Source organism: Gemmatimonadota bacterium, from assembly GCA_040882465.1.
Taxonomy (GTDB): Bacteria; Gemmatimonadota; Gemmatimonadetes; order Longimicrobiales; family Gaopeijiaceae; genus JBBEBG01.
Map to the genome: position 1 here is coordinate 1 of JBBEBG010000005.1, position 25,990 is coordinate 25,990.

Annotated in this window: 20 protein-coding genes; 14 read left to right on the forward strand and 6 right to left on the reverse strand. The window is 66.7% G+C overall.

The genetic code is table 11. The features are described from left to right. The first annotated feature begins 669 nt into the window (after positions 1-669). The 6 genes from WEG36_01465 (at position 670) to WEG36_01490 (ending at position 6,476) form a co-directional block, all read left to right on the forward strand. Complete coding sequence (locus WEG36_01465; protein MEX1256261.1) at positions 670-1,767, forward strand: substrate-binding domain-containing protein; 1,098 nt, start codon at positions 670-672, stop codon at positions 1,765-1,767. Beyond that, on the forward strand, positions 1,764-2,564 hold the full coding sequence (gene modA / locus WEG36_01470) for a molybdate ABC transporter substrate-binding protein (protein ID MEX1256262.1): 801 nt from the start codon (positions 1,764-1,766) through the stop codon (positions 2,562-2,564). Before WEG36_01465 ends, modA begins: the two co-directional genes overlap by 4 nt. 5 nt (positions 2,565-2,569) lie before the next feature. Continuing rightward, complete coding sequence (modB, locus tag WEG36_01475; GenBank protein ID MEX1256263.1) at positions 2,570-3,232, forward strand: molybdate ABC transporter permease subunit; 663 nt, start codon at positions 2,570-2,572, stop codon at positions 3,230-3,232. Beyond that, positions 3,226-3,948 carry an ATP-binding cassette domain-containing protein gene (locus tag WEG36_01480; GenBank protein ID MEX1256264.1) on the forward strand — a complete coding sequence of 241 codons (723 nt, stop codon included), beginning with the start codon at positions 3,226-3,228 and terminating at the stop codon, positions 3,946-3,948. The genes modB and WEG36_01480 overlap by 7 nt, the downstream gene beginning before the upstream one ends. Before the next feature lie 68 nt (positions 3,949-4,016). Further along, a complete protein-coding gene (locus WEG36_01485) occupies positions 4,017-5,177 on the forward strand; it encodes a hypothetical protein (GenBank protein MEX1256265.1) in 1,161 nt (386 codons plus the stop codon). Between the two features lie 3 nt (positions 5,178-5,180). Continuing rightward, positions 5,181-6,476: an NAD(P)/FAD-dependent oxidoreductase gene (locus WEG36_01490; GenBank protein ID MEX1256266.1), complete on the forward strand. Its 1,296-nt coding sequence runs from the start codon at positions 5,181-5,183 to the stop codon at positions 6,474-6,476. On the opposite strand, the gene WEG36_01495 is transcribed toward WEG36_01490, so the two are convergent. Further along, the gene (locus WEG36_01495; GenBank protein MEX1256267.1) at positions 6,442-7,722 is read right to left on the reverse strand and encodes an aminotransferase class I/II-fold pyridoxal phosphate-dependent enzyme; all 1,281 of its coding nucleotides are present in this window, start codon (positions 7,720-7,722) and stop codon (positions 6,442-6,444) included. The two genes, WEG36_01490 and WEG36_01495, sit on opposite strands and share 35 nt — an antisense overlap. Positions 7,723-7,902: 180 nt before the next feature. Here WEG36_01495 and WEG36_01500 point away from each other — a divergent pair, with 180 nt between their 5' ends. Then, positions 7,903-8,901: a fatty acid desaturase gene (locus WEG36_01500; GenBank protein ID MEX1256268.1), complete on the forward strand. Its 999-nt coding sequence runs from the start codon at positions 7,903-7,905 to the stop codon at positions 8,899-8,901. Here WEG36_01500 and WEG36_01505 read toward each other — a convergent pair. Continuing rightward, entirely contained in the window at positions 8,889-9,455 is a 567-nt protein-coding gene (locus WEG36_01505; GenBank protein ID MEX1256269.1) for a DUF420 domain-containing protein, read from the reverse strand. The two genes, WEG36_01500 and WEG36_01505, sit on opposite strands and share 13 nt — an antisense overlap. 106 nt (positions 9,456-9,561) lie before the next feature. Here WEG36_01505 and WEG36_01510 point away from each other — a divergent pair, with 106 nt between their 5' ends. Then, positions 9,562-12,282, forward strand: a complete 2,721-nt coding sequence (locus tag WEG36_01510; protein ID MEX1256270.1) for a response regulator — start codon at positions 9,562-9,564, stop codon at positions 12,280-12,282. After that, entirely contained in the window at positions 12,279-13,508 is a 1,230-nt protein-coding gene (locus WEG36_01515; protein ID MEX1256271.1) for a DUF4105 domain-containing protein, read from the forward strand. The genes WEG36_01510 and WEG36_01515 overlap by 4 nt, the downstream gene beginning before the upstream one ends. Here WEG36_01515 and WEG36_01520 read toward each other — a convergent pair. Together WEG36_01520 and WEG36_01525 are read right to left on the reverse strand one after the other, a co-directional pair. Continuing rightward, entirely contained in the window at positions 13,486-14,940 is a 1,455-nt protein-coding gene (locus WEG36_01520; protein MEX1256272.1) for a M20/M25/M40 family metallo-hydrolase, read from the reverse strand. The two genes, WEG36_01515 and WEG36_01520, sit on opposite strands and share 23 nt — an antisense overlap. 10 nt (positions 14,941-14,950) lie before the next feature. Next, positions 14,951-16,450, reverse strand: coding sequence for a hypothetical protein (locus WEG36_01525; protein ID MEX1256273.1), 1,500 nt, complete (start codon positions 16,448-16,450; stop codon positions 14,951-14,953). A 170-nt stretch (positions 16,451-16,620) separates the two neighbouring features. On the opposite strand from WEG36_01525, the gene WEG36_01530 reads away from it, so the two are divergent. The 4 genes from WEG36_01530 to WEG36_01545 all read left to right on the forward strand — a co-directional run bounded on the left by WEG36_01530 (position 16,621) and on the right by WEG36_01545 (position 22,279). Further along, positions 16,621-18,045 carry an ammonium transporter gene (locus tag WEG36_01530; protein ID MEX1256274.1) on the forward strand — a complete coding sequence of 475 codons (1,425 nt, stop codon included), beginning with the start codon at positions 16,621-16,623 and terminating at the stop codon, positions 18,043-18,045. Between the two features lie 25 nt (positions 18,046-18,070). Continuing rightward, positions 18,071-18,433, forward strand: coding sequence for a P-II family nitrogen regulator (locus WEG36_01535; protein MEX1256275.1), 363 nt, complete (start codon positions 18,071-18,073; stop codon positions 18,431-18,433). Positions 18,434-18,527: 94 nt separating this feature from the next. Further along, positions 18,528-19,940: a type I glutamate--ammonia ligase gene (gene glnA, locus WEG36_01540; protein ID MEX1256276.1), complete on the forward strand. Its 1,413-nt coding sequence runs from the start codon at positions 18,528-18,530 to the stop codon at positions 19,938-19,940. Between the two features lie 140 nt (positions 19,941-20,080). After that, a complete protein-coding gene (locus WEG36_01545; GenBank protein MEX1256277.1) occupies positions 20,081-22,279 on the forward strand; it encodes a glutamine synthetase III in 2,199 nt (732 codons plus the stop codon). 60 nt (positions 22,280-22,339) lie between these two features. Here the strand turns inward: WEG36_01545 and WEG36_01550 are convergent, their stop codons facing one another. After that, positions 22,340-23,932, reverse strand: a complete 1,593-nt coding sequence (locus tag WEG36_01550) for a beta-ketoacyl synthase N-terminal-like domain-containing protein (GenBank protein MEX1256278.1) — start codon at positions 23,930-23,932, stop codon at positions 22,340-22,342. Next, positions 23,929-25,239: a citrate synthase gene (locus tag WEG36_01555; GenBank protein MEX1256279.1), complete on the reverse strand. Its 1,311-nt coding sequence runs from the start codon at positions 25,237-25,239 to the stop codon at positions 23,929-23,931. Before WEG36_01555 ends, WEG36_01550 begins: the two co-directional genes overlap by 4 nt. A gap of 338 nt (positions 25,240-25,577) precedes the next feature. On the opposite strand from WEG36_01555, the gene WEG36_01560 reads away from it, so the two are divergent. Continuing rightward, positions 25,578-25,871 (forward strand): hypothetical protein, encoded by a 294-nt coding sequence (locus WEG36_01560; GenBank protein MEX1256280.1) that lies wholly within the window; start codon positions 25,578-25,580, stop codon positions 25,869-25,871. The last annotated feature ends 119 nt before the right edge of the window (positions 25,872-25,990 follow it).

Here is a 25,990-nt window from a genome sequence, read left to right on the forward strand (position 1 = left end):
GACGGTGGGTCGCCGCATGGATGTGCGCCGCGAGTGTCGCGATCTCGTCCCCGAGCGCCTCCACGACATCGGGATCCGGGAGCTTTGCCACCTGAAATCCACACATCGAATTCCCCCTTTATCTCCAGGAAAGGCAACGAGTTCTCTCCAATATACGGGGGTATTTGTGGGCTTCTCGGGAGTCTGCGAGAGACTCGAACTCGGGGTGTCGCAACCTCGATATTGCCGAGCTCGGCAATCGCGCCTCACGGGGGCCGGGAGCCGCCTCCAAACGTGTTCCATGGGGATCTCTCGGACCTCGTGGACTTGGCACACCCGGAAGTGGTCCATGGCTGGATGGGACGGCTGGTTGGAAGCCCGAGACAGCGTGGCGCGACGGATAGGAAGCTGACCCGGAAGTTGACCCCGACCACGACTGACCGGGACCGCTGCATCGCGCTCGAGACCAGCCGCAACCTCAGTTCCGTCACCTGCCTCACCCACCGCGCGTGTCGCGTCCCTCTCGGCACAGCGATCCGGAAGGGCCCCTGGTCTCGAGTGAGCGGTTCCCCGTTCGAACCATTCACGAGAAACACGCCGCTCCACCGTCGAGGACGGCGATGATAGGGACGCCGGTCCGAGCCGTCAAGTTTTATTGACATCACTGCAGGTAAACATTACAGTCCTCACATGTCGTCACCCCTTCAGTCCGACCTCGGCAAGCTCCGAAACGCCTGCGGCTGGTCGCAATCCCGCATTGCGGAGATGGCCGGGATCTCGCGGCAGAGTTACGCGGCAATCGAGTCGGGGAAATCCGTCCCGTCCACGGAGGTCGCCCTTCGCCTCGCGCGCGCCCTGGGGCTCCCAGTGGAGCGCCTCTTCCGCCTCGCCGAGGACAAGCCGGGGGAGATCCGGGCGACCGAGGCGGGAATCGGCCCCTCGCCGACGGGACGAGTGCGCCTCGTCCGAATGGGCGACCGCACGGTCGCATACGGCCTCGAGGCAGGGGGTGTCCACGCCGGACTTTCCGCGGACGGGGTCGTCTCATCGCGTCACGGCGACGAGCTCCGCGTCAGGACCCTTCCGGAACGGCGCTCCGCGCCGGACCTGATCGTCGCGGGATGCGACCCGGCTTTCGGGCTCGTGATGCGCGAGCTCTCGGATCGCGGCCTGGATGTGCTCTGGGTTCCGACGGGAAGCGAAGCCGCGCTGAAGGCGCTCGCGCGCGGCGTCGTGCATGTGGCTGGAGTCCACCTCCGCGACCGCGACTCGGGGCTCGACAACGATTCGGCAATCCAGCGATTCGTCCCCTTCGCCACGGCCCGCATCGGGTTCGCGGTGTGGGAACAGACGCTCGTGGCGGCCGGTGGGAATCCTCTCGGGATTGCCGGAATCGAAGACCTCGTCCGTCCGGACCTCCGGCTCGTCAATCGCGAGCCCGGCTCGGGCGCGCGCACGCTTCTCGACTCGCGACTTCGCGCAGCCGGGATCGCCGGGACGAGCATCGGCGGTTACCGCGAGACTACCGCGCGCGGTCATGATGAAGTGGTCGCGGCGGTCGCGGCAGGGACGGCGGACGCGGGAATCGCCGTGCGCGCCTCCGCGCGGGCGCGGGGCCTGGCTGCGGTCACCCTCGCGGAGGAACCCTACGAGCTCGCGATTCCCGAGCATCTCTTGGGCCTTCCCGCCGTGGACGCACTTCTCTCGGTCCTCCTGCTCCCTCGCGTGCGAAGTCAGGTGGAGGAGCTCGGTGGATACGACGCATCGGAAATGGGGCGGGTGGCGTGATCCGCCGAGAGGAAAGGAAGTGCAGGACGCGACGGGTCCAAGCCGCACTTGGAATTGCGCTGGCACTCGCGGGATGCGCAGGGGAGACCAAGGATGACGCGGCTCCCCTCCTCGTCCTCGCGGCGTCGGACCTTCAGGCGGCATTCGAGGAAATCCTTCCCCTCTTCGAGGCGCACACCGGTGAGCGGGTAAGCCTGGTGCTGGGCTCGACAGGGAATCTCGCGACCCAGATTCGAAACGGTGCTCCGGGAGACCTCTTCTTCGCGGCCAATGAGAGCTTCCTCGAGGAGCTGATCGTGGCCGGACGAGTGGATCCGGATACGCGCCGAATTTACGCGCTGGGTCGCCTCGTCCTCGTCGCTCCCCCCGGGCGAGACACACCCTCGAAGGTCACCTCCCTGGCGGCGCCGGGCTTCGAGATTGTGGCGATCGCGAATCCGGAGCATGCCCCGTACGGAATCGCTGCGCGAGACGCGCTGGAACGGGCGGGGCTCTGGGACTGGATTCAGCCTCGCCTGGTCCTGGGTGAGAACATCTCCCAGGCCTACCAGCTGGTGCGGACCGGAAACGCGGACGCGGGGATCGTGGCCCTCGGTCTCGTGATGGGTGCGCCGGGCGGCCCCGTGCCCTACGCGCTGGTCGGCTCCGAACTCCATGCCCCGCTCCGACAGGCAGCCGGCGTCGTGACGGGAAGCAGGCGCCCCGAATTCGCGCAGGCGTTTCTGGACCTCGTTCTTTCGCCCGAAGGGCAAGAGATCATGGCCCGCTTCGGATTCGAGCCGCCCCCCGCGCCCTGATCCGCATGATGACCTCGGGTCCGCTTTTCCTCTCGTTCCAGATCGCGGTCCAGGCCACCGTCCTGGCGCTTCTCGTCGGGCTGCCGCTGGCGTGGGTCCTAGCGCGCAAGAAGTTTCCCGGACGCGACCTGTGCACCGTGCTCGTCCTGCTCCCGATGGTCCTTCCTCCTACCGTTCTCGGTTACTACCTCCTGGTCGTCATCGGCCGCGAAGGAGTCGTCGGCCGGGCCGCGGCGACCCTTGGCGTGGACCGCCTGGTCTTCACTCCGGCCGCCGCCGTCCTTGCGGCATTCGTCGCTTCGGTTCCCTTCCTCGTCCTCGCCGCCCGCGCGGGATTCGAACAGGTGGACCAGGTTTACGAGGAGGCCGCGCGTACCCTGGGAAGATCCGAGTGGGCGATCGCCTTCACCGTGACTCTCCCGCTCGCCTGGCGCGGGATCGTGGCGGGGACGGCCCTCACCTTCGCCCGCGCAGTGGGCGAATTCGGAGCCACGGTCATGGTGGCCGGGAGCATTCCCGGCTCCACCCGGACCGCAAGCATCGCGATCTATGATGCCGTCCAGGCGGGACGGATGGACGACGCGAACGGGATGGCCCTCCTCCTCACGCTGACAACGACCGTCGTCCTCCTCCTCATCACGCGGTTGGGACGCGGAGCCGGATGGTGAGCCTCGACGTCGCCCTTCGCACGAGCGCTGACGCCTTCGTCCTCGACGTCGCCTTTCACGCGGCGGGTGGGATCACCGCCCTCTTCGGCCCCTCTGGCGCGGGAAAGACGCTGACCCTTCGCCACGTTGCAGGACTCGAGCGCGCGGAGGCGGGGCGCATCGCCTTGGACGGACGCGTCCTCTTCGACCGGGAAGCTCGCATCGATCTCCGTCCGCGCGAGCGAAGGGTCGGCTACGTCTTCCAGGACTACGCTCTCTTTCCGCATCTCGACGTCGAGTCGAACATCGCGTTCGGGCTGGCCGGCAGGCCTCGCGAAGAACGGGAAGCGCGGGTGCGGGAGCTCCTCGCTCTCGTCGAACTCGATGGATTCGAAGGCCGGCCGGTGAAGTCACTCTCGGGAGGGGAACGCCAGCGCGTCGCCCTGGCGCGCGCCCTCGCCCCCGAGCCGGCCCTCCTACTCCTCGACGAACCTTTCGCCGCGCTCGACTTCCGCGTTCGCGCGGCGCTCCGCCGCAGCCTCCGCTCGATTCAGCGCCAGGCCGAGGTGCCGATGATCCTCGTCACCCACTCGCTCCCGGACGTACGGCAGCTCTCCGATGACCTCGTCCTTCTCGACCGGGGGCGCGTCGTTGCCGCGGGGCCCACGGCGGACCTTCTTACAAGTCCGGAGAGTGCGGAGGTTGCCGAGCTCCTGCGCGGCGAGGAGACGGTCTGAGGGATAGTTTGTTGGGTGGAAGTGTATCCCAGCCGATTCCGTCCGCCTCCGCCTCCAGGAAACCGCCCATGACCGCTTCCACTCTCACTACCATGGGTTCCCTTCTCATTCTCACCCTCGCCCCCTACCCCCAAGCTGCCCGGGGGCAGGCTCCCGACTTTCCGGAAATTCGAGTGGGGCAGACGGTGGATGCGTTCCTGGGAACGGGCGGCCCCACGATCGGGGAGCGCGGGCCTTTCATGGTATATCGCTTTGAGGCAGAGGCTGGGACCCGGTATTCGGCGGAGCTGCGCTCCTTCGATTTCGACGGATATCTGATTTTCGCTCGCCCGGCGGGCGGGGTGACCGAGTTCCTGAAGGAAGATGACGACGGAGGGACGGACACGGATGCACGCCTCCGATTCAGGATCGAGGAGGGAGGCACCTACCTCCTCATCGCCCAGGCATACGAAGCGCGCACGGGAGGAGCGTTTACACTCTCGCTTGAAGAGAGGGTGCTTCCCCCGTCCCAGCCTCCCCGTCCTCTCGTCGTCGGCGATCCCATCGAAGGGCGCCTGACCGAGAACTCGAGTGTCTACTTTTCCGACTTCGACGAGGAATTCCCATACGACCTCTGGACCTTTGAGGGCCGGGGCGGCGAGAATTATGTGATCACCGTCGAGTCGGCCGACTTCGATGCCTACCTCGAGTTCGGTCCCATGTCCGGAGATGGGATTCAGGTCACCCACACGGACGACGACGGGGGAGGAAACCTGAACGCCTCGCTGAGGGTCGAGCTCTCCCACGACGGCCGCTTCGGGATTCGCGCGCGACCGCTGAGCGAGGACGCCCTCGGAGCCTATACCCTCACTGCGCGGCCCTTCACACCCACCGCGGCCGCCCGTCGGCCCATTTTAGCCGGCGAACTGGTGACCTCGGCGCTGACGGCCGAGGACGCGCTTCTCGATGCGGACATTCACTACCAGGAGTGGACTTACGCCGGGAGCGCGGGCGAGAGGATTCGCATCTCCATGATCTCGACGGAAATCGATTCCTATCTCGTCCTCGGAAAAGAAAGCGGCGACGGGGTCTTCGAGGAGATCGTCTTCAACGACGACGGACCGGGCGGGACCCTGGATTCGGAGATCGACTTCACCCTCCCCGAGGACGGCGAATACCTGATTCGCGCTCGGTCCTACGGGGCCGGAGCGCGCGGAAGTTATACGGTGGAAGTGGAACGCGTCCCATAACCGATGGCGGCTCCGCCTCATGTCGTGATCGTCGGCGGAGGCTTCGGCGGCCTCTACTGCGCGCGGGCTCTGGCGAAAGCCCCCGTGCGGGTGACGGTCATCGACCGCCGGAATTTCCACCTCTTCCAGCCCCTTCTCTATCAGGTCGCGACCGCCTCCCTCTCCCCGGCGGACATTGCGAGCCCAATTCGAATGATCCTGCGGCATCAGAAAAACACACAGGTCTGGATGGGGGAGGTCGCGAAGGTGGATCCGACGCGACGGGAACTCTGCCTCGCCGACGGGGCGCGCGCCGGGTACGACTATCTCGTCCTCGCGACCGGGGCGACGCACGCATACTTCGGGCGCGACGATTGGGAGGCGGAGGCCCCCGGACTCAAGTCGGTCGAGGACGCGACGGAGATCCGACGGCGTTTTCTCCTCGCCTTCGAGGCGGCGGAGCGGGAAGCGGACCGGGAGGCACGCAAGCGGCTCCTCACCTTCATCATCGTCGGCGGAGGCCCCACCGGGGTCGAGCTCGCGGGAGCCATGGCGGAGATCGCCCGGCGGGCGATGCCTTCCGAGTTCCGCGCGATTGATACGACCTCCGCGCGAATCCTCCTCCTCGAAGGGATGGATCGTGTCCTTCCGACCTACCCCCCCGATCTCTCCGAGAAGGCGCGACGTCAGCTCGAGCGCCTGGGCGTCGAGGTCCGCACCCGCGCCCTCGTGACACAGATCCGACCGGACTGCGTGATGATCGGCGAGGACCGGATCGCGGCGCACAACGTGTTCTGGGCGGCCGGGGTGGCCGCGTCGCCCCTCGGGGCGTCCCTCGGCGTGGAGCGCGACCGCGCGGGACGGGTGAAGGTCGAGCCGGATTGTTCGATTCCAGGGCACCCGGAAGTCCTGGTGATCGGGGACCTCGCGACGCTGAACCGCGAAGACGGCGCGCCCGTCCCGGGTGTCGCGCAAGGCGCGATGCAGATGGGACGCCACGCGGCCCGCACGATTCGGGGGGACCTCGAGGGACGCCCGAGAAGGCCCTTTCGGTACGTGGACAAAGGCGACCTGGCGACGATCGGGCGGGCGGCCGCCGTGGCGCGGATCGGGGGACTCCATCTCTCCGGGTTCCTCGCGTGGACGATCTGGGTGGTCGTCCACATCCTCTACCTGATCGGATTCCGGAACCGCGTTCTGGTCATGATGCAGTGGGCGTGGGCCTATCTCACCTACCAGCGCGGGATCCGCCTGATCACCGGGGAACGACCCGGCCTGGGCACCCTCAGCGTCGGAGGGCCTGGTCCAGATCGGCCATGAGATCTTCGAGGTCTTCGAGCCCTGCGCTCAGACGGACGAGTTGTGGAGTGATCCCGGCGGACCGCCGCACGCTCTCTTCCAAGGCCGAATGCGTGGTGAACCAAGGAAGGATCACCACCGTTCGGGCGTCCCCGATATTTGCGAGGTGCGAGGCGATCTTCACCCGGTTCACGAAGTGCTTGGCTCCCTCCTCGTCCTTCGTCTCGAAAGAGAGGACCCCCCCGAAGCCGTTTCTGAGGACACGCTTCGCAACCGCATGTGAAGGATGACTTTCCAATCCAGGGTAATGCACCCGTGCGACCGCCGGATGGGCCTCCAGCCAGCGGGCCAGGGCGAGGGCGGAATCGCACTCCCGCTGGACCCGGATGGATAACGTCTCGAGCCCCTGGAGCCCCAGGAACGCGGTCTGGGGGGAGAGGGTCATCCCCATGACGAAGAGTCCGAGATCGTGCGCCCGGAGCCGAAACGCGAGATCTCCTTCCCGGGCAATATAGCTCCGCCCGCGGGAGTCGAGCCTGGAGAAGGCGGGGAAGTTGGGATGGTCCCAGTCGAATGTCCCCCCGTCCACGAGCGCTCCCCCGATGAAGGTCCCGTGGCCTCCGATCCATTTGGTGGCGGAATGAACGACGATGTTCGCCCCCATCTCGAGCGGGCGGCAGAGGTAACCCGCGCATCCCCAGGTGTTGTCCACGACGAAGGGGATCTTCCGGGTCTTACAGAGCGCGGCGATCGCCGGAATGTCCGGAACGGTGCAAGTGGGATTGGCAATGTTCTCCACCCAGACTGCCACGGTCTCGTCGCGAATCGCCGCCTCCACCGCCTCGACGGTCTGATCCACGGCGTCCCACGATACTCCCCACGGCTCCAGGATCTTCCGCGCGACGGCGTACGTCCCCCCGAACATCTCGCGGGAAAAGACGACGTGTTTCCCGGGTTCGGCGAGGGCGAGAAGCGTCGCCGTCGTGGCCGCCTGCCCGGAGGAGAAAGCGACTCCCCCCTTCCCCCCTTCCAGCGCCACGATCCGGTCCACGAAGACCTGGACCGTCGGGTTGTCCATCCGCCCGTATTGGTTCCCGTCCCCTAGCCCCGCGAAGAGTTGAGCGGCGTGGTCCGCGTCCTCGAAGACATAGCTCGAGGTCGCATAGATCGGCACCGCCCGGGCCCCCGTAGCGGGATCCGGGCCTCCCTGCCCGGCGTGGAGCTGGAGGGTGTCGAAGCGGAGCGGGGGGGTGGAGCTTTTTTCCATGGTCTTGGGGCACGACTCCTCTTGGCGACGGGGAGATCCTATCACCCGCGCACGTGAATCCAGACGTTAGTTGGAGGGCCGGGGGCTGTCGAGGCCCGCGCCCCGGGCCTATTTTTCAGCGTCATGCCCTTCTCCCCGGAGAGCTTTCTGGAACCATCCACGACCGAGACCGGCTCCGCGTTGGCGGAGTGGAACCGACGCCTAGCCCCCTTCCGGGGACCGGACACGATTCGGAGCGTACGCCAGCTCGCGGTGACGGCGGCCGGTTTCGTCCTCCTCTGGCTCGCGATGCTCTGGAGCCTCGAAGTGAGTTACGCGCTCACCCTCCTCCTCGCGATCCCCGCGTCGGGGTTCCTGGTCCGGCTCTTCATGATCCAGCACGACTGCGGGCATGGTTCCTATTTCAGGTCCCGCTGGGCGCGCGATACGGTCGGATTCGTCATCGGGGTGCTCACCCTCACCCCGTACCATTACTGGCGGCGCACCCACGCCCACCACCACGCCCATTCCGGGGACCTCGACTTTCGGGGATTCGGCGACGTGGATACGCTCACGGTGCGGGAGTACGAGGCGCTCTCCCCGCTCAAGCGCTTAGGGTACCGGGTCTACCGGCATCCGCTCATCCTTCTGGGCGTCGGCGGCCTCTACCACTTTCTCATCAAGCACCGCTACCCCTCCGACGTTCCGCGGGATTGGAAGCAGGCGTGGGCTAGCGTCTGGTGGACGAACGCGGCGCTGGGAGGGATTCTCATCACCGCCTGGCTCACGATCGGGCTGGACCGTTTCCTTATGGTCCAGGCCCCGGTCACCCTGATCACATGCGCGACGGGCGTGTGGCTCTTCTACGTGCAGCACCAGTTCGAAGAGACGTACTGGCACCGCCACGAGGAGTGGGACTTCGTGGAAGCCTCGATCCGGGGAAGCTCACACCTCGTTCTCCCCCGCCCCCTCCAGTGGATCACCGCTTCCATCGGTTTGCACCATGTGCACCACCTGAGCGCACGAGTCCCCAACTACCGCCTCCAGGAGTGTCTCGACGGGACGCCAGAGCTGCAGGTCGCGACCCGCATCGGAATCCTCGACGGCTGGAGGCTTTTCCGGCTCACCCTCTGGGACGAGGATGCGCGCCGGCTCATCGGCTTTCGTGAGATGAAGAACCGGCCGGCTCAGCTCGCGTAATACGGGGCCATCATTAAAAAGACGACGACGCCGGTCACGGCGACGTAGAGCCAGAGGGGAAAGGTCCAGCGCGCCACCCGGCGGTGGCGAACGAATTCCCCGCGCAATGCCCGAATCACGGAAAAAAGCGCCAGGGGGAGGACGACGGGCGCAAGTGCGATGTGGCTGGTCAGGATCACGAAGTATGCCGGCCGGACCCATCCCTCGCCCCCAAAGCTCGACTCCGGCGCCTGCGAGTGATAAATGATGTACGAGATGAGGAAAACGCAGGAGAGGGTGAAAGCCGAGACCATCGCCGCCCGGTGCCAGGGGATCCGGCGGGCGCGGATCGCCACATACCCGGCAAGGAGGAGGAGGGCCGTCGCGCCGTTCATTAGGGCGTGGAAAGCCGGAAGAGCGGAGACGTCGAGCCCCTCGACTTCGAGAACGCGCGGAAAGGCGACCAGGACGAGGACGAGAAGGCAGACCGCGGCGGAGAGGCCGTAGACGAGGGCGGCGAGCGCCTTTTCGTGCACGCCCGCGAAGGTTTGGCGCGCGGGATTCAGTTCGCTCATGGTGTGTGAGAAGATAACACGCCTCGCGCACCTTGTTGCCGCCGCTTCCGCCCTGTTCTAACGTCCCTCCGGACCCGAACGGCCACACCCCCGACCCGGACGAGCGGTGCCCGAAGAGACGAGCGAAGACCGAGGATCCGTCCCCTCCGGCGACCCCGACCGCTGGGGCGAAGCGCTCGTCGGATGGGTTACCCGCGAGATCGAGGGCACCGGCTCCTTTCCGCGCGGCATCGAGGCATGGATTGACGAGCGGCTCGCCCGCCGCCTACTGAATCCCGCGCGTGCCGTCTTCGTCGCGCAACTTCTCTTCGTCGCAGTCGTCGTCGCCATCTCCTGGAGCCAGCTTCCCCCCGGGGCGCTCGCGGCGTGGGCGGCCATGCTCGTCGCTTCCGCCGCCATCCGCTCCGGTCTCCCCGGCTGGCTCGCGAGACAAGGGACCGGGGTCCGGGGATGCGTCGCCGCCTTCCAGTGGTCGGTCCTGATCTCGGGGCTGGTCTGGGGTGGGGGGATCGCATTTCTCGGACGAGGCCTTCCGATCGAGCGGCTCTTCCTGATCCTAGTCGCCCTGACCGGCATGGTCGCCGCCTCCGCGGTCACCCTCGCCCCCGATCCCGCGAGCTTTCGACGCTTCGAGATCCCTCTCGTCACGGGCCTGGTCATCGGCATCCTTTGGCACGGCCAGACCCAGGTCCACTTGCTCGGCGCGGGCCTGATGATTTTGTTCGGCGTGTGGGTGCAAACCCTCCTCCGGCAGAGTCACCGCGCGCTCCGCCACGAGCTCACCATCGCCGCGGATCTCAAGCACCACGACGAGAAGGCCGGGCGGGAGCGCGCCTTTCTAATTGCGCTCCTCCAATCCCTTCCCGACGCCGTCGTCGCGATGAAACGCGACGGTTGCGTCCTCGCACTCAACCGCGGATTCACCGAGACCTTCGGATGGGAGCCGGAAGAGGTCCTCGGCCACGATCTCTTCGAGCTCGCCGTCCCGGAGGAAGGCCGCGACGAGGCGCGGCGGGAAGTCCGGGAGCTTTTCGACGCGGGCGGGAGCGTTCGCGACACGCGCAGGCGTCGGAAGGACGGCTCGTTGATTCAGGTGCGCGTCCTCGCGAGCCCGATCGCCGGGCTCCACGACGTGGTCGCAATCCTGTACTCCGACATCTCCCGCCTCAAGGAGACGGAGTTGGCCCTGGAGCACGCGCGCGCGGCGGCGGAGCAAGCGAATCGGGCGAAGAGCGAGTTCCTCGCCACCATGAGCCATGAAATCCGGACCCCGATGAACGCGATCATCGGGATGGCGGAACTCCTCGCCGAGACCGATCTCTCGCAGACTCAGCGGGAGTACGTGCGCATCTTCACGACCGCGGGCGATACCCTCCTCACCCTCATCAATCAGATTCTGGATCTCTCGAAGATCGAGGCGGGACATTTCGAGTTGGACGAGCGCCCTTTCTCGGTGTGGGAGCTCGTCGAGCACACGGTGCAGCTTTTCGCCGTTCCCGCGCACGAGAAGGATGTCGAGCTGACCGCGCGGATCGATCCCGGGGTCCCGCGCCGCCTGGTCGGCGACGCGGACCGCCTCCGCCAGATCCTCGTGAACCTCCTCGGGAATGGGGTCAAGTTCACACGCGAGGGGGAGGTTTCCTTGAGCGTGAGCCGCTCCACCCGCCCTGCCGAAGGCGAGGAGGGCACGGACGTGGTCCTCCGGTTCGCGGTGGCCGACACGGGGCCGGGGATTCCGGAAGATCGGATGGAGGCCGTTTTCGAGAGATTTACCCAAGCTGACTCTTCCACCACGCGAGAGCATGGAGGATCCGGGTTGGGGCTGACGATTTCGTCCGCTCTCGTCGCGCTCATGCACGGGGAGATGGGCGTCCGTAGCCGCCTCGGTGAAGGGAGCACCTTTTATTTCACGGTGAGGCTGAAGGAGGCGGGCCCCGAGGTCCAGGGACCTAAGGCCCCGGAACGCCTTTCCTTTGAAGGGCTCCGCGCCCTCGTCGTGGACGACAACGCCACGAACCGGCTCGTCCTCACGGAGGTGCTGCGCGGCTGGGGCGCGACGCCGACCACCGCTGCGGGCGGACAGGAGGCCCTCGCCGAGCTCCGCCATGCGCGCGACTCGGGCCAGAAGTACGACCTCGTCCTTCTCGATGGACGTATGCCGGGAATCGATGGATTCGAGGTGGCCGAGCTGGTCCAGAAGGAGCGGGGCCTCGCGGCAGCCACCCTGATGATGCTGACTTCGGGAGGGGACCAGGCCGCCGAGATCGAACGGGCCCGAGCGGCGGGCATCCAGGCATATCTCGTGAAGCCGGTTCGGCGCGCCGAGCTCCGCGAGACGATCGGGCGGCTCCTGAGCCGAAGCGGGAGCGAGGCGGCTCTCCCGGTTGGAGCGACCGGCGTATCGAGTGCGCCCCTGCCGCGCACGGCCGGAGCAAAGATCCTTCTGGTCGAAGACACGGAGGAGAACCAGATCCTCATCCAGGCGTACCTCGGAGGATCTCCGCACAGCCTCCGGATCGTCGCGCGCGGCGACGAAGCCGTACGGACCTACACCGGGGATCCCTCGGAGTACGACCTGATCTTCATGGACATCCAGATGCAGGGAATGGACGGCTACGAGGCGACCCGGCGCATCCGAAGCTGGGAGAAGTCGGAGGGCGTCCCCGCTGTTCCGATCGTTGCCCTGACGGCGCATGCGCTGGACGATGAGCGCCGCAAGACGCTCGAAGCGGGATGCGACGCTCACCTCACGAAACCGATTCGAAAGGACGTCTTTCTCTCCGCCGTCGCGACGCATGCGAGGCCGGCCCCGCGGCCCGAGGGATGAGGCCTCTCCTGGTCGCGGCGGCGCTCGCCCTCGCGGCCGCCTCCCCGGGGATCGCGGGCGCCCAAGAGCCGCCGCCGGAGCCCCGCTACGAGGTCTTCCTCCTCACCATGGCCCAGGGAGCGGAAGTTTGGGAGCTCTTCGGACACAACGCCCTCCTCATCCGGGATCGCGCGACGGGAGAAGACCTCGCCTGGAACTGGGGGCTGTTCGACTTCGAGCAGGAGGCCTTCATTCCCCGCTTCCTACGCGGCACGATGGAGTACAGCATGGGTCCGGCACGGCTCGAACCCTTCCTCGCGGGATACGCGGCCGCGAACCGGACCGTCTTTGCGAACGAAGTCCTCCTCACCCAGGAGGATGCGGCCGCCCTCGATGCCTTCGTGCGGTGGAATTTTCAACCCGAAAACCGGAATTACCGCTACGACTACTTCCGGGACAATTGCTCCACGCGGCTGCGCGACGCGCTCGACGGCGTCCTCGGGGGGGCGATCTTCGCCGCGCTCGGGGATCGCCGGACGCCACACAGCTACCGATGGCACGTTCGCCGCCTCGTGCAGGATGACGTGTGGCTGGACCAGGGGATCTCGTTCATGTTCGGAACCGGAGTGGACCGGCCCCTGACCGCGTGGGAGACGGCCTTCCTCCCGGTGGAACTCCTGAAGCACCTCGAAGAGGTCCAACGGCCGGACGGCCAGGGTGGGATGCGCCCCCTCCTCGGCCCGCGCCAGGTCCTCTTCGAGGCCACGCGGCCGGCCGAGCCGGAGGCGCCGCCCGCATTTTCCTTCCTCTGGGTCGCCGCAGGGCTCGCCGCGGCGGGAGGAATCGGGTGGGTGGGAAGGCAGGCCTGGAGGCGGAAGCGGTGGGCGAAGGCCGGCCTCTTCGCGGTGGTCACCGTCTGGGGGCTCTTCTCAGGGATCCTGGGGCTCCTGCTCGTCCTTTTTTGGTTCTCGCACCACGTGTCCGTGCACTGGAACGGGAACCTCTTCCACCTGAGCCCCCTCGCCCTCGCGCTTCCCGTCCTCGTTCTCCGGGACCTTCGCGGAAAGGCTTGCGCTTCGGCGGGGGCCGGAGCGCGGCTCGCCCTTCTGATCGCGCTCCTCTCCGTCGGGGCCGCCGTCATCCAACTGACGCCTCTTTTCGCGCAAGGGAACGCGGAGGTGATCGCTCTCGGCCTTCCGGTGAATCTGGCCCTCGCCTGGGTCCTCACTCGGTTCCCCGCCGAATGAGCTCGCCGTAGAAGCGAATCATCCCCACATAGTCCGTCACCGGAATCCTCTCGTTCGCGCCCCGCAAGCTCGCGAGCGTGGCCGCATTCATTCGAAAGGGAACGAAGCGGTAGCTGTCCCGCGCAACCGCGGAGAAAGGGCGCACGTCCGTGACTCCGGGGACCGTGGCGGGGAGAACGACCAGGAGGTCGGGAAATACCGCGCGGGCCGCATCCCGGATACGAAGGAAGCCCTCGGTGTCCGTGGAGGAAATGGCGGACGGAGGGATCGGGGCCGCGCCGGCCGGCTCGGGGAGAAGCTCGATCTCGAGGTCCCCGAGGCGGGCCCAGATTTCCTCCAGGACCGCGTCCGGCGCATCCCAGGGCGCGATCCCCACACGAAGCCGGGCGGTCGCGTGGGACGGGAGCGCTCCGCGGTCCGCCTCCGCGCGGAGGAGGGTGGGCGCGGCGACCGTACGAAGGGTGGCGCCGAGCCAGGGATTCCCCGAGAGGGCGCGCGCGAGCGGACGCTCGAACAACCAGAGGTTCGCGGCGAGCATCCGCGTCCCCGGGTCCATGTGGGGGGCCAGGGCCAAAAAGAGCCGGCGGGTCGGGCCCTGGATCCTCGGCGTGAACCCCGGATCCTCGAGGCGGACGATCGCCTCCGCGATTCTCCCCGCCGCGGTCCCGCGCGGGGGCGCCGAGGCGGGCCCTCCCACTCCCCGCGCCGTGAGCCGGAGCGCGAGCGCCCCCTGTTCGGCCGTCCCGATCACGCCGATCGGCTCGGTGACGCCCGGTAAGAGCCCCTCGGCGATCCCCCCGCCGTCGCCGAGGGCCCACAACGCGACGATTCCGCGCGACTCCAGGAGCGCGGCGACTTCCGAGAGGCCGCTCCCCTCCTCCTCCACGGGACCCCCGACCGCGACCATCAGGGTGCGGGCAGGATCGAAGCCCTCCGCGAGGAGGGCGTCCAATGCTTCGAAGATCGCGACGAGGGGTCCCCGCCCCGAAAGTGTTCCGCGACCCCACACGGCACCGTCCGCGAGCTCGCCGGAGAAGGGGGGGAAGCGCCACGCTTCCGCCCCCGGACCCGTCGGAGCGGGACCCATCCGGGCAACAAGGAGCACCGGCTCGAGCTCGGGATCCGTTCCACTCCAGGTGTAGAGGAAGGAGCTAGGAGCGACCGCCTCCCTCACGAGCGCCGCGTGGACCGCGGGAAAGGCGCTCGCGAGAAATTCGGGAAATCCGGGGGCCTCCGGGGTGGGTTCGGGTGGAATCCGGATCGCCACGGTGAGCCGGTCCAGCGCACGCGCCGCGTCGAAATCGAAGGGGTGAACCGCGACCTCCGAAAGAGTTTGTGGGCGCAGGAAGGCGGATCGAACGAAGAGAGTCGCGGTCAGGAGCCCCGAGACCACGAGGAAGGCGAGGAGCGCCCGGAAGAGAAGGGTCTTCATCGCGCGCAGTTTATCCGGAACCCATGAGCTGGGCCAGGTCCACAACCCTCGCGAGGGGCTCCCGCGCGAGGGTCCGGCGGAGTTCCTCGCTCCCCTCCCCTGCCAGGAAAAAGAGCGCCGCGCGCGCCTGCCGCCCGATCCCGTAACGGGTCTCCGCCATCCGGCGGTTCATCTCGCGGGGGAGCTCCTCGAAGCGCATCTCCCAGTCCACCAGTCCGTAGCAGACCTGCCCGTTCGAGAGGCGGCCGGCAACGGGAAAGTCGGCTTCGGATCCCCAGAGGGCGCCGACCTCCCTCGCCGGTACCCCGAAGGCCGCCTCCGCATGGTCCGCGAGCCACCGCCGGGCTGCCTCTTCCATCCATCCCTGAAGGTGCCGGCCGAGGGCGGGGCGGATCCGATCCCGCCAGACCGCCGGCGCACCCTCGCTTGCGATCAGGCTCCTATGCGGAAGGACCGAGCTGAACCAGAAGCCAAGGAAGGGATCGGAGAGCGCATAGCGGCGGCTCCGGCTCCCGGGGGCCGCATCGAGGGGAAGGTCCACGCGGACGAGTCCCTCCTCCTCGAGCTTCCCTAGGTACGGGGCGAGCTGCGACCCCGACTCGACACCGGAGGCGCGCGCAAGAATGCCCGACCAGTCCAGGGGACCGGCGGCGAGCGCGCGCAGGACGGAGGCGTAACGAGCGGGTCGCTGGAAGGTGGCCTCCAGGCGCCGCAGCGGCTCGTCGTGGAGGTCGCCCTGCGGTTTGAGGACCCTCCGCACCACCATCTCGCCGAGGTCCTGGCGCGGCCCCCCCGGGCGGAGGTGTGCGGGGTGATCGCCGAGGATTGCCCAGCGGAGAAAAGCATCCCGGGGATCCCTCGCGCCGTGCCCCCACCCCGCGACGCGGTAGGGAAGCGGCGGGAGCTCCAGCTCGAGGTCCGCCGGGCCGAGCGTGCCCCTAGTTCCGGTCAGGGGCTCGAGCGTGCCCTTCGCGCGGGCGCAGAGGACGAGACGCAAGGGAATCCCGTGGGTACGCACCCCCTGCACCAGGTCGGATAGCTCCTGTACGAGCCGCCGATGGGAAGAAAGGAGGGTCTCCATCCCGTCGAGGGCCAGGGTGAAGGGCTTGCCCGAATCTTCGACGCGGTCGCGCAGCCCCATCAAAAGCGAGAGCCATCCGGCCTTCGTGATTCCCGTCGGAAGGACCCCGGGGCGCCGGGGGACCGGAGCCTCTCCGAGTTGTGCTCGAGCGAGCTCCTCCAGATCCGCCAGAAGATCTCCCTCGGTGAGTGGCGCCCCCTGGAAGTGGAGGGATTCGGAGCCCTTCAACGCCCTCTGGAGGAGGGCCGTCTTCCCGCGCCCGCGTGCACCGGTGATCGTGACGACGGCGGGTCCGGCCCCGGCGAGGAGCGCCACCAGCTTCCCGAGCTCCATCTCCCGCCCCAGGAGCGGCTCGGGCTCGGAGAGGCCACCGGCTTCGCGTCGGAGTCCGCCCCTTCGCGACCGCCCCCTCGCAGCACCCTTCGACATTCGACCCCCACCCTGAAGTAAGATAATTATTATTAGACTAATCATACTTGAGCTAATTTTCCACGGATTTCCCCTTCTGAGCGCTCCTCCCTCCCCTTATACTCTTTCCTTCGTTTCGCAGGAAATACGCTTCCGGCCGGCCGGAAGCACCGCACCTTGGGGAGCCCAACATGCCGATCTCCACTCCGAGCCACAGCATCCTCGGAAAGTTTTCAACCCTCGGCCCACGACTCGCCGTCCTCGGAAGTCTCGGGCTCCTTCTCGTCACGCCGGGAGCCGCCTTCGCGCAGGACGCGGCCGAAAGCGCGATCTCCGGCGCGGACACGGCGTGGCTCCTTATCTCGGCCGCCCTCGTCCTCCTGATGACGCCCGGCCTCGCCTTTTTCTACGGCGGGCTAGTGAGCTCCCGAAACGCGCTCAACACGATGATGATGAGCTTCGTCGCGCTCGGCGTGGCGGGAGTCCTTTGGGCGCTCCTCGGGTACTCGCTCGCCTTCGGCGAGGGGAACGCCTTCATCGGCGACACTTCCATGGCCCTGTTGCGCGGCGTGGGGCTGGAAGTGAGTGGATCCATCCCTCACATCCTCTTCATGGCTTTCCAGGCCACCTTCGCGATCATCACCGCCGCACTGATCTCGGGAGCGCTGATCGGGCGCATGCGGTTCGGCGCCTACATGCTCTTCATCGCGGCCTGGGGGCTCCTGGTGTACGCTCCGGTCGCCCACTGGGTGTGGGGTGGGGGTTGGCTGAGCGGTCTGGGAGCGTTGGACTTCGCCGGAGGCGCGGTAGTCCATGTGAATGCGGGCGCCGCGGCCGTCGTCGCGGCGCTCGTGCTCGGAAGCCGAAAGGACTTCGGACGCCAGGCCTTCCTCCCGCACAACGTCCCCTTCGTCCTCCTCGGCGCCGGGCTCCTCTGGTTCGGATGGTTCGGCTTCAACGGCGGCAGCGCGCTCGCCGCGAACGAGATCGCGGCCCTCGCCTTCGTGAACACCATGCTCGCGCCGGCGGCGGCCCTCGTCGTCTGGGCGCTCCTCGATCATTTTCGGACCGGAAAGATCACGGCGGTCGGCATCGCGACGGGAATCGTCGTCGGCCTCGTGGCGATCACTCCCGCGGCGGGCTTCATCTCACCCGTTTCGGCGTTGCTTCTCGGGGCCATCGCGGCGCTGCCGAGTTATTTCGCGCTCCAGTGGCGCGCGCAGAGCAGGCTCGACGACTCGCTCGACGTCTTCGCCGCTCACGGGGTCGGCGGGATCACGGGCGCCATCCTCACGGGCGTCTTCGCGGACTCGACGGTGAACGGCTCGGCCGACGGACTCCTCTTCGGGAATCCGGGCGCCGTCGGGGTGCAGGCCCTCTCGGTCTTCGCCGTCCTCGTTTTCAGCGGGAGCATGACCTTCATCATCCTGAAGCTGATCGGACTCATCGTGCCGCTTCGCGGGAGCTCCCGCGAAGAGGGCGTCGGCATGGACATCCTCAATCATGGCGAAGAGGCCTACGCGAGCGGCGACGGGGCGATTCTGATCCTCGATGAAGAGATCAACGGATTCGGAGCGCCCGAAGGGACAGGCGCCTCCAGGTCACACGCGTCCTAGCCACCGATTCCCGGAGGGAAGATCCATGAAGCTGATCCGAGCCATCATCCGACCCGAGAAGCTGAACGAGGTGTTGAAGGCGCTCTTCCAAGCGGAGGTGCGCGGTATCACGGTCTCACGCGTTCAGGGCCATGGGGGCGAGACCTCCTCCGTGGCGACGTACCGGGGGACTTCGGTCATGATGGAGCTCACCGAAAAAGTGATGCTCGACATCGGCGTCTCCGAAGGGTTCACGGAGACGGTCGTGAATGCGGTCCTGAGCTCGGCGCGCACCGGGGAGGTCGGGGATGGCAAGATCTTCGTCATTCCGGTCGAGCAGGTCCATCGGATTCGGACCGGAGAGCGAGACACAGCGGCGGTCACCCCCGTGGCCGTGACCGCGGGTTAGTTTCGCGCCGGCGCATGGCCCTCAAGGCGTGCCCGGCGTGGTTGGACGAAAAGCAACGAGTTCCCCCATCGAGCCAGGAGAGGAGGAGGAAGGGATGACCCCGGAACAGTTTTTCAAGTTCGCGAAGACGAACAAAGCCACCATGGTGGACCTGAAGTTCACCGACCTGCTCGGGACGTGGCAGCACTGCACGTACCCGATTGAAACTTGGGACGAAGGGACTTTCGACGAGGGCGTCGGATTCGACGGATCCTCCATCCGTGGGTGGCAGGCGATCAACCAGTCCGACATGCTCGCGATCCCGGACGCTTCCACCGCGAAGATCGATCCCTTCTTCGCCGAGCCGACGGTGAGCGTCATCGCGAACATCGCGGACCCGGAGACGCTCGAGGACTACACGCGCGACCCGCGCCACGTGGCGCGAAAGGCGCTCGAACACTTGAAGAAGTCGAAGATCGCCGACACTTGCTTCGTCGGTCCCGAGCCGGAATTCTTCATCTTCGACCAGGTGCGTTACGAGCAGACGCAGAACCGCGGCTTCTACGAGATCGACTCGGTGGAAGGAGCCTGGAACACGGCCCGTTTCGAGGAGCCGAACCTCGGCTACAAGCCCAGCTACAAGGGTGGGTACTTCCCCGTTTCGCCAACCGACACGTACCACGACCTCCGGACCGAGATGGTCCTCGCGATGCAGAAGGTCGGGATCGTCGTCGAGGCACACCACCACGAAGTCGGCACCGGTGGACAGTGTGAGATCGACATGAAGTTCTCGCCGCTTCTGCAGATGGCCGATCAGTTCATGTGGTTCAAGTACATCATCAAGAATGTTGCGAAACGGCATGGAAAGACGGTCACCTTCATGCCGAAGCCCATCTTCCAGGACAATGGGAGCGGCATGCACACCCATATGTCGCTCTGGAAGGGCGGGAAACCTCTCTTCGCCGGGAAGGAGTACGCGGGGTTGAGCCAGATGGCGCTCTACGCGATCGGCGGGCTCCTCAAGCACGCGAAGGCGATTCTGGCCTTCGCGGCTCCGACGTCGAATTCGTATCGCCGATTGGTCCCCGGGTACGAGGCGCCCGTGAACCTCGCCCTCTCCAAGCGAAATCGGTCCGCCTCGGTTCGGATTCCGATGTACTCGCCGAGCCCGAAGTCGAAGCGTCTGGAGTTCCGTTGCCCCGACCCGAGCTGCAACGGGTACCTCACCTTCTCCGCCATGCTGATGGCGCTCATGGACGGGATCAACAACAAGATCGAGCCCGGCAAGCCGCTCGATCGCGACATCTATCACATGACGAAGGCGGAGCTCGACAAGACACCGAAGACACCGGCAAGCCTTGAAGAGTCGCTCGAAGCGCTCAAGAAGGACCATGCCTTCCTCACACAGGGCGGCGTCTTCACCGATGATCTGATCCAGACCTGGATCGATTACAAGATGGAGAACGAGGTCGAGGCGCTCCGCCTCCGGCCCCATCCGCACGAGTTCTTCCTCTATTACGACAACTGAGGAAAGGCGAAGCGGTGTTCCGGGATCCCGGAACACCGTGGAGAGCGGGAGCGAGCGCCCCGGGGGTCGAAGGGAGTACCCCCGGGGCGTTGGCTTCACACGGACCGGGCCACGCGTACGCCGCCCCCACCTGACGATTCATGCCCCGAAACACAAACACCCGCCGGGCCGACGCTCTCGCGGCGATCCGGCCGACACCCTCCCGAACCGAGGGCCCCGCGGGGAGCGCGCCCGTGGACGTTGGGCGTATCTTCGGGGAGAACACCTTCGGGGTAGCCCAGATGAAGGCGAGGCTTCCGCCGGAGACCTTCAAGCGGCTGGTGGCGACTGTTGAGTCTGGATCGGAGCTTGACTCTTCGGTGGCGGACGCGGTGGCCGCCGCCATGAAGGATTGGGCCGATGAGCGGGGCGCCACGCACTTTTCCCACTGGTTCCAGCCGCTCACGGGGCTGACCGCTGAGAAACACGACTCCTTCCTCACGCCGGCACGCGGGGACGGCGGCCCGGCGATCACGCTATTCTCGGGACAGGAGCTGATCCAGGGAGAACCCGACGCCTCTTCCCTTCCCTCCGGCGGCCTTCGCACGACGTTCGAAGCGCGCGGCTACACGGCCTGGGATCCCACTTCGCCGGCCTTCATCATCGAAGGTGCGGGGGGCGCGACTCTTTGTATCCCGACCGCCTATTCTTCCTGGTCGGGGGACGCCCTCGATCAGAAGATCCCGCTCCTCCGCTCGACACACGCCCTCGAGGAGCAGACCCTGCGCGCTCTCCGCCTCTTCGGGGTGAAGGCGAAACGCGTGCGCGCGACGCTCGGCCCGGAGCAGGAATTTTTCCTCGTGGACCAGGAGTTCTTTTATCGGAGGCCCGACCTGGTCACCACGGGGCGGACGCTCTTCGGTGCCCGGCCACCCAAGGGACAGGAGCTCGAGGACCACTACTTCGGGGCGATCCCCGAGCGGATCCTCGAATACATGCAGGCGGTCGAGTTGGAGCTCTACCGTTTGGGGGTCCCGGTGAAGACGCGGCACAACGAGGTCGCTCCGGGGCAGTTCGAGATGGCCTTCTTATACGAGGAGGCGAACCTCGCTGCCGACCACCAGCAGCTCACGATGTCCACGTTGCGCCGAGTCGCGCGAAGGTTCGGGCTCGTTTGCCTCCTCCACGAGAAACCCTTCGCGGGGGTGAACGGGAGCGGGAAACACCTCAACTGGTCCCTCGCGACCGATGAGGAGAACCTCCTCGAACCCGGCGACACCCCCCACAAAAACATGCAGTTCCTCTTTTTCTGCGCGGCCGTTCTCCGCGCGGTGGAGCGGCACCAGGACCTGCTCCGGGCCTCGGTCGCCTTCGCGGGGAACGACCACCGCCTCGGCGCGAACGAGGCTCCCCCCGCGGTCCTCTCGGTCTTCCTCGGGGACCAGCTCACCGACATCTTCGAGCAACTCGCCGAGGCCGGGGCCGCGACCTCTTCGCGGGGAGGGGGCCTCCTGGGGCTCGGCGTCCGGGTCCTTCCCGCACTCCCGAAACACGCCGGGGACCGGAATCGGACCTCTCCCTTCGCCTTCACCGGGAACAAGTTCGAGTTTCGCGCGCTCGGGGCCTCGCAGAGCATCTCCTTTCCCGCCACCGTCCTGAACACGATAGTCGCCGAATCCATTGACGAGCTTTGCGACAAGCTCGAGGCGGAGAAGGCGTCCGGGAGCGGCCTCCAGGTGGCATTGGGAAAGGTCCTGGCCGAGGCGGCTGGAGAGGTGCGCCATATCGTCTTTAATGGGGACGGATATTCGGGCGCGTGGGAAGAAGAGGCAAAGCGCCGCGGTCTCCTGGATCTGCGGACGACCCTCGACTCCCTTCCCCACCTCGTGAAGGACAAAAACGCGGAGATCTTCGAGCGGTTCGGCGTCCTCTCCCGGCGGGAGCTCGAGTCTCGTTACGACATCGCGCTGCACCATTACTTTCATACGGTGAACATCGAGGGGGAGACCGCGGCCGCGATCGGACGGACCATGATCCTCACCGCCGCGATCCGGCACCTGAATGAGCTCCTCGAGGCGGTTCGCGGTGCAAAAGAGGCCGGAATCAAGGCCACGGCGGTGACGCGGACCGCCAAGCTGGTCGTGGAGCTTGTGGACGAGCTGGAGGGAGCGCTCGAGGAGCTCCAGGCGCAGAACGCCGAGCTGGGAGGAGAAGAGGTGTCCTCGAAAGTCGTGCACATGCGGGAGAAGATTCTCCCCGCGATGGCCCGCGTGCGGCGCGTGGTGGATCGTCTCGAAAAGGTGATTCCCGACGACCGTTGGCCGATCCCGACCTACCGAGACATGCTGCACCTGCGCTGAGCGGCGGAACCGGCGACGTGCGGGCGGCGCCGAAGCTCCCTCCCCGACCTGCGCGGCGCCTCACTCCTCCGAGGGATCGCCCTCCAGGGGACGGGAAACCACGCAGGCGTTCACCCCTCCCACACCCATCGAAAGCTTCCCCATCGCGCCGCCCGGCGCCTTGCACGCAATGTCGTACACGAAACCTTTGTGCACGCCGGCGATCTCGATGTTCAGCTCCTCGCGGGTGAGCGGAGTCGGATAGAGGACGCCGCGCCCCACCCCGAGGTACTGGGCGGTGAGCTCCCATCCGCCCCCGGCGCTCATTCCGTGACCGAAGGTGCCTTTGCGCGCCGTGACGAGGACGGTCTCGGGAAAGATCTCCCGCAAGTTCTCGACCTCGAGGTAGTCCCCGGGGGTGGCGGTGGCGTGAAGGTCCCAACTCGTGATCTCTTCGGGATTCATCGCCCCGCGCGCGAGCGCGTCGCGGATCGCATGGAGGGGACCTTCCTTCGAAGGAGTGATGATGTGTTCGGCGTCGGAGGAGACCCCCACCGAGACCGGCTCCATCCCCAGGGGCCTGAACCCTTTCGCTTCCATGAAGGATCGCTCGCCCACGATCCAGGCCACCGAGCCCCCCGACACGTGCGTTCCCCGGAGGCCGGTCAGCGGCTTGGAGACCTCGGCATCGGCCGACACGACCCGCGCTCCGTAAAATGCGCCAACCGTGAGCGGATGCGGCGGCGGATCCGTCGCGCCGACGACGACCGCACGCGCCTCGCCCCGTTGAATCGCGTCCATGGCGAGCTTGAGGCAGACTCCGAAGGTGGCACAGGCGGCCACGGGCGCATACGAAAAACCGGTGATCCGCCCCAGCATCGAGACCTGGGCGGCGGGTGTGTTCGGGATGTTCCAGAGGACATTCGTGGAGACTTCCGTCCAGGGCGGAGGCGGCGCGTTCCAGCGCTCCTGCAGCCTGGCCCGGCGACGCTCCTTTTCGCGCATGACCTTGAGCTTTCCGGCCTCGACCTCTCCGGACACCGTGAGGCCTTCGAGCCCCGCCTGCTCCGCGAGGTATTCATGCAGCGCCGGGGAGCGGGCCGCCCAGTGGGCATTCCATTCGCGCTCCGCCGCCTCGCGCTCGTCCGGATCCTCGATCGTCGCGGGATCCGCGGGATGCGCCTCGCCGGGAGACGTCTCTTCGCCACTTCGAAACGCTCGAAGCGCCGGGCAACGATCGGGGTCTGCCCAGAAGCGATCCCAGCGCTTCTGGGCCCGATCGAGCTGGACCGACGCGTCGTAGATGGTGGGAAAGGCGCCGAGCCCCGTTCCGAAGTACACGTGCGCCTTTGGTCCGAGCTCCTGGAGGACTCCCTCGATCCCGGGATTCTGCTCGAGCGCCTGCACGAAGGCCCCGATCGCGAAGAGGGTGGTGAAGTCCATCTTCCCGGTGAGCTGGGAGTACCGATTCGGGGGGAAACGGGCGTCGATCCACTCGCGGTAGGGCGCAAAGTCGAAGTCGAGGTTTCCGGAGAGGAAGTTGTTCGGCCCGAAGCCCTGGAAGGGGGAGAGCCAACTCTCGGCCGACTCCAGGTTGCGGGCGAAGGCTTCGATGTTTGGAGAGCGGGGCGCGACGATCCCCCACCCATAGACTCCGACCCGCGGCGCCGTCACCCTCGCTGGTCCATGGAGACGTATGCCCGCTCCCCACTCCCTTCGTAGACCTGCCGCGGCCGGGCGATCCTCTGTTCATTGTCCGTGAGCATTTCCTCCCACTGCGCGAGCCAGCCGACGGCACGGGGCACGGCGAAGAGCACCGGGAACATCTCGACGGGAAATCCGAGGGCTTGGTAGATGAGCCCCGAATAGAAGTCCACGTTCGGGTAGAGATTCCGTGACATGAAATAGTCCTCGCTCAGCGCGATCGTCTCGAGCTCCAGCGCGATGTCGAGGAGGGGGTTTTTTCCGGTGACGCCGAAGACGTCGTACGCCGTCTGCTTGATGATGCTCGCCCGGGGATCGTAGGCCCTGTAGACCCGGTGCCCGAAGCCCATCAGGCGGCGTTCCCCCCTCTTTACACTCTCCAGGAAGGCCGGGATGTGTTTCACCTCCCCGATTTCGTTCAGCATCCGAAGGACCGCTTCATTCGCGCCCCCGTGGAGGGGGCCGTAGAGCGCCGCCATCGCTCCGGCGAGCGAGGAATAGGGATCGGTCTGGGAGCTCCCGATCACCCGCATCGCGGTCGTGGAGCAGTTTTGCTCGTGGTCGGCATGGAGGATGAAGAGCACGTCGAGCGCCCGCTCGAGGACGGGCGACGGGCGATATTCACGCACGCCGATCCTGAAGAGCATGTTCAGGAAATTCGCGGAATATCCGAGCTGATTTTCCGGGAAGACGTACGGGAGTCCCCGGTGATGGCGAAAGCAGAAGGCAGCGAGCGTCGGCATCTTCGCCACCAGGCGGACGATCTGTTCCCACCGGTTCGCCGGATCGTGGACCTCTTTCGATTCCGGATAAAAGGTGGACAACGCGGCCACCGCGGAGATCATCATCCCCATGGTGTGCGCGTCGTACCGGAAGCCGTCGAGCAGCTTCGTGATGTTCTGGTGGATGTAGGTGTGGTAGGTGACGTCGTGGACGAATGTCTCGAGCTCGCTCGCGGAGGGGAGCTCTCCCTTCAGGATGAGATAGGCGACCTCGAGGAACGAGCTCTTTTCCGCGAGCTGCTCGATCGGATAGCCGCGGTAGCGGAGAATCCCCTTTTCGCCGTCGATCTCGGTGATCGTGCTCCGCGTGGACGCCGTGTTCGTGTAGGCGGGATCGTAGGTCATCATCCCGAAGTCGTCGGGATCCACCCGGATCTGGCGGAAGTCCATTGCGCGGACGACATCCCCCTCGAGGATCTCGAACTCGTATTCCTTCCCGTTGCGGTTGTCCCGGACCGACAGGGTCTCCCTGGGACCCGTCCCGCGATCAGCCATTTCCTCCTCCCTTACGTGCTTCAGGCGAACCCCATCTTCACTCGTTGACGAACAGCCCGAAAGATACCACGACTCTTGTGCGGCGGGCTACCGGACCCCCGGGCGACAGGCAACGGGAGATTCCGGTCTCGCGGTGCTCGGCGGCGCAGGGGCTCTCCGGCCCGGAGGGACCCCGAAAGCAATGGGAGAGAAGCCCCCGGGGAGGGACCCTTGCCCGAGCCGGGCTTCGGAAGAACCTTGTTATAGGAGTTTCACCCGGACCCGGCGGGTTCCCCCCCGTCCGCGGGCCCGCATCTGTGACCTCCCGTGGGTCTCTCCCTTCAACAAGGAGTTCGACCATGGCCGCTCTCTTCGAAGTCCACCGGGCAGTGAACCTCAAGGACCGCTATCTCTTCGGGCTGGTCGGCGTCATCGAGGAGGGAATGGTCCACACGGGGATGGACGCCTCCCTGGCGGACGACGAGGACGGAGAGAAATTCGAAGGGAAAGTGCATGGCGTGGAGTTCACGGGCCTGGACGGAATGCCCGAGCCGACGCTGACTTTCCACTACCGCGATCCGGAGAAGATCCGGCGGTGGGAATCCATTCGGTGGGAGGGGAAAAGGGTTCGGCTCGAGTGGGCGCTCCACTGACGGAGGCGCCCGCCGCCTGAGGCGGCGTCCCGCATCCGTCGGCATCCTCCACCGCATTCGAAGGCAGGTCGCCGAGGAAGCTCGGAGGCCGGCCACACCGGGCCGCTTGGGCCGGCCCT

What these genes read in the sequence shown, in the direction of transcription:
- WEG36_01465 (MEX1256261.1), top strand. Translation starts at nt 670, where the DNA reads ATGTCGTCACCCCTTCAGTCCGACCTCGGCAAGCTCCGAAACGCCTGC.
- modB (MEX1256263.1), top strand. Translation starts at nt 2,570, where the DNA reads ATGATGACCTCGGGTCCGCTTTTCCTCTCGTTCCAGATCGCGGTCCAG.
- WEG36_01480 (MEX1256264.1), top strand. Translation starts at nt 3,226, where the DNA reads ATGGTGAGCCTCGACGTCGCCCTTCGCACGAGCGCTGACGCCTTCGTC.
- WEG36_01485 (MEX1256265.1), top strand. Translation starts at nt 4,017, where the DNA reads ATGACCGCTTCCACTCTCACTACCATGGGTTCCCTTCTCATTCTCACC.
- WEG36_01490 (MEX1256266.1), top strand. Translation starts at nt 5,181, where the DNA reads ATGGCGGCTCCGCCTCATGTCGTGATCGTCGGCGGAGGCTTCGGCGGC.
- WEG36_01495 (MEX1256267.1), bottom strand. Translation starts at nt 7,722, where the DNA reads ATGGAAAAAAGCTCCACCCCCCCGCTCCGCTTCGACACCCTCCAGCTC.
- WEG36_01505 (MEX1256269.1), bottom strand. Translation starts at nt 9,455, where the DNA reads ATGAGCGAACTGAATCCCGCGCGCCAAACCTTCGCGGGCGTGCACGAA.
- WEG36_01515 (MEX1256271.1), top strand. Translation starts at nt 12,279, where the DNA reads ATGAGGCCTCTCCTGGTCGCGGCGGCGCTCGCCCTCGCGGCCGCCTCC.
- WEG36_01520 (MEX1256272.1), bottom strand. Translation starts at nt 14,940, where the DNA reads ATGAAGACCCTTCTCTTCCGGGCGCTCCTCGCCTTCCTCGTGGTCTCG.
- WEG36_01525 (MEX1256273.1), bottom strand. Translation starts at nt 16,450, where the DNA reads ATGTCGAAGGGTGCTGCGAGGGGGCGGTCGCGAAGGGGCGGACTCCGA.
- WEG36_01530 (MEX1256274.1), top strand. Translation starts at nt 16,621, where the DNA reads ATGCCGATCTCCACTCCGAGCCACAGCATCCTCGGAAAGTTTTCAACC.
- WEG36_01535 (MEX1256275.1), top strand. Translation starts at nt 18,071, where the DNA reads ATGAAGCTGATCCGAGCCATCATCCGACCCGAGAAGCTGAACGAGGTG.
- glnA (MEX1256276.1), top strand. Translation starts at nt 18,528, where the DNA reads ATGACCCCGGAACAGTTTTTCAAGTTCGCGAAGACGAACAAAGCCACC.
- WEG36_01545 (MEX1256277.1), top strand. Translation starts at nt 20,081, where the DNA reads ATGCCCCGAAACACAAACACCCGCCGGGCCGACGCTCTCGCGGCGATC.
- WEG36_01555 (MEX1256279.1), bottom strand. Translation starts at nt 25,239, where the DNA reads ATGGCTGATCGCGGGACGGGTCCCAGGGAGACCCTGTCGGTCCGGGAC.
- WEG36_01560 (MEX1256280.1), top strand. Translation starts at nt 25,578, where the DNA reads ATGGCCGCTCTCTTCGAAGTCCACCGGGCAGTGAACCTCAAGGACCGC.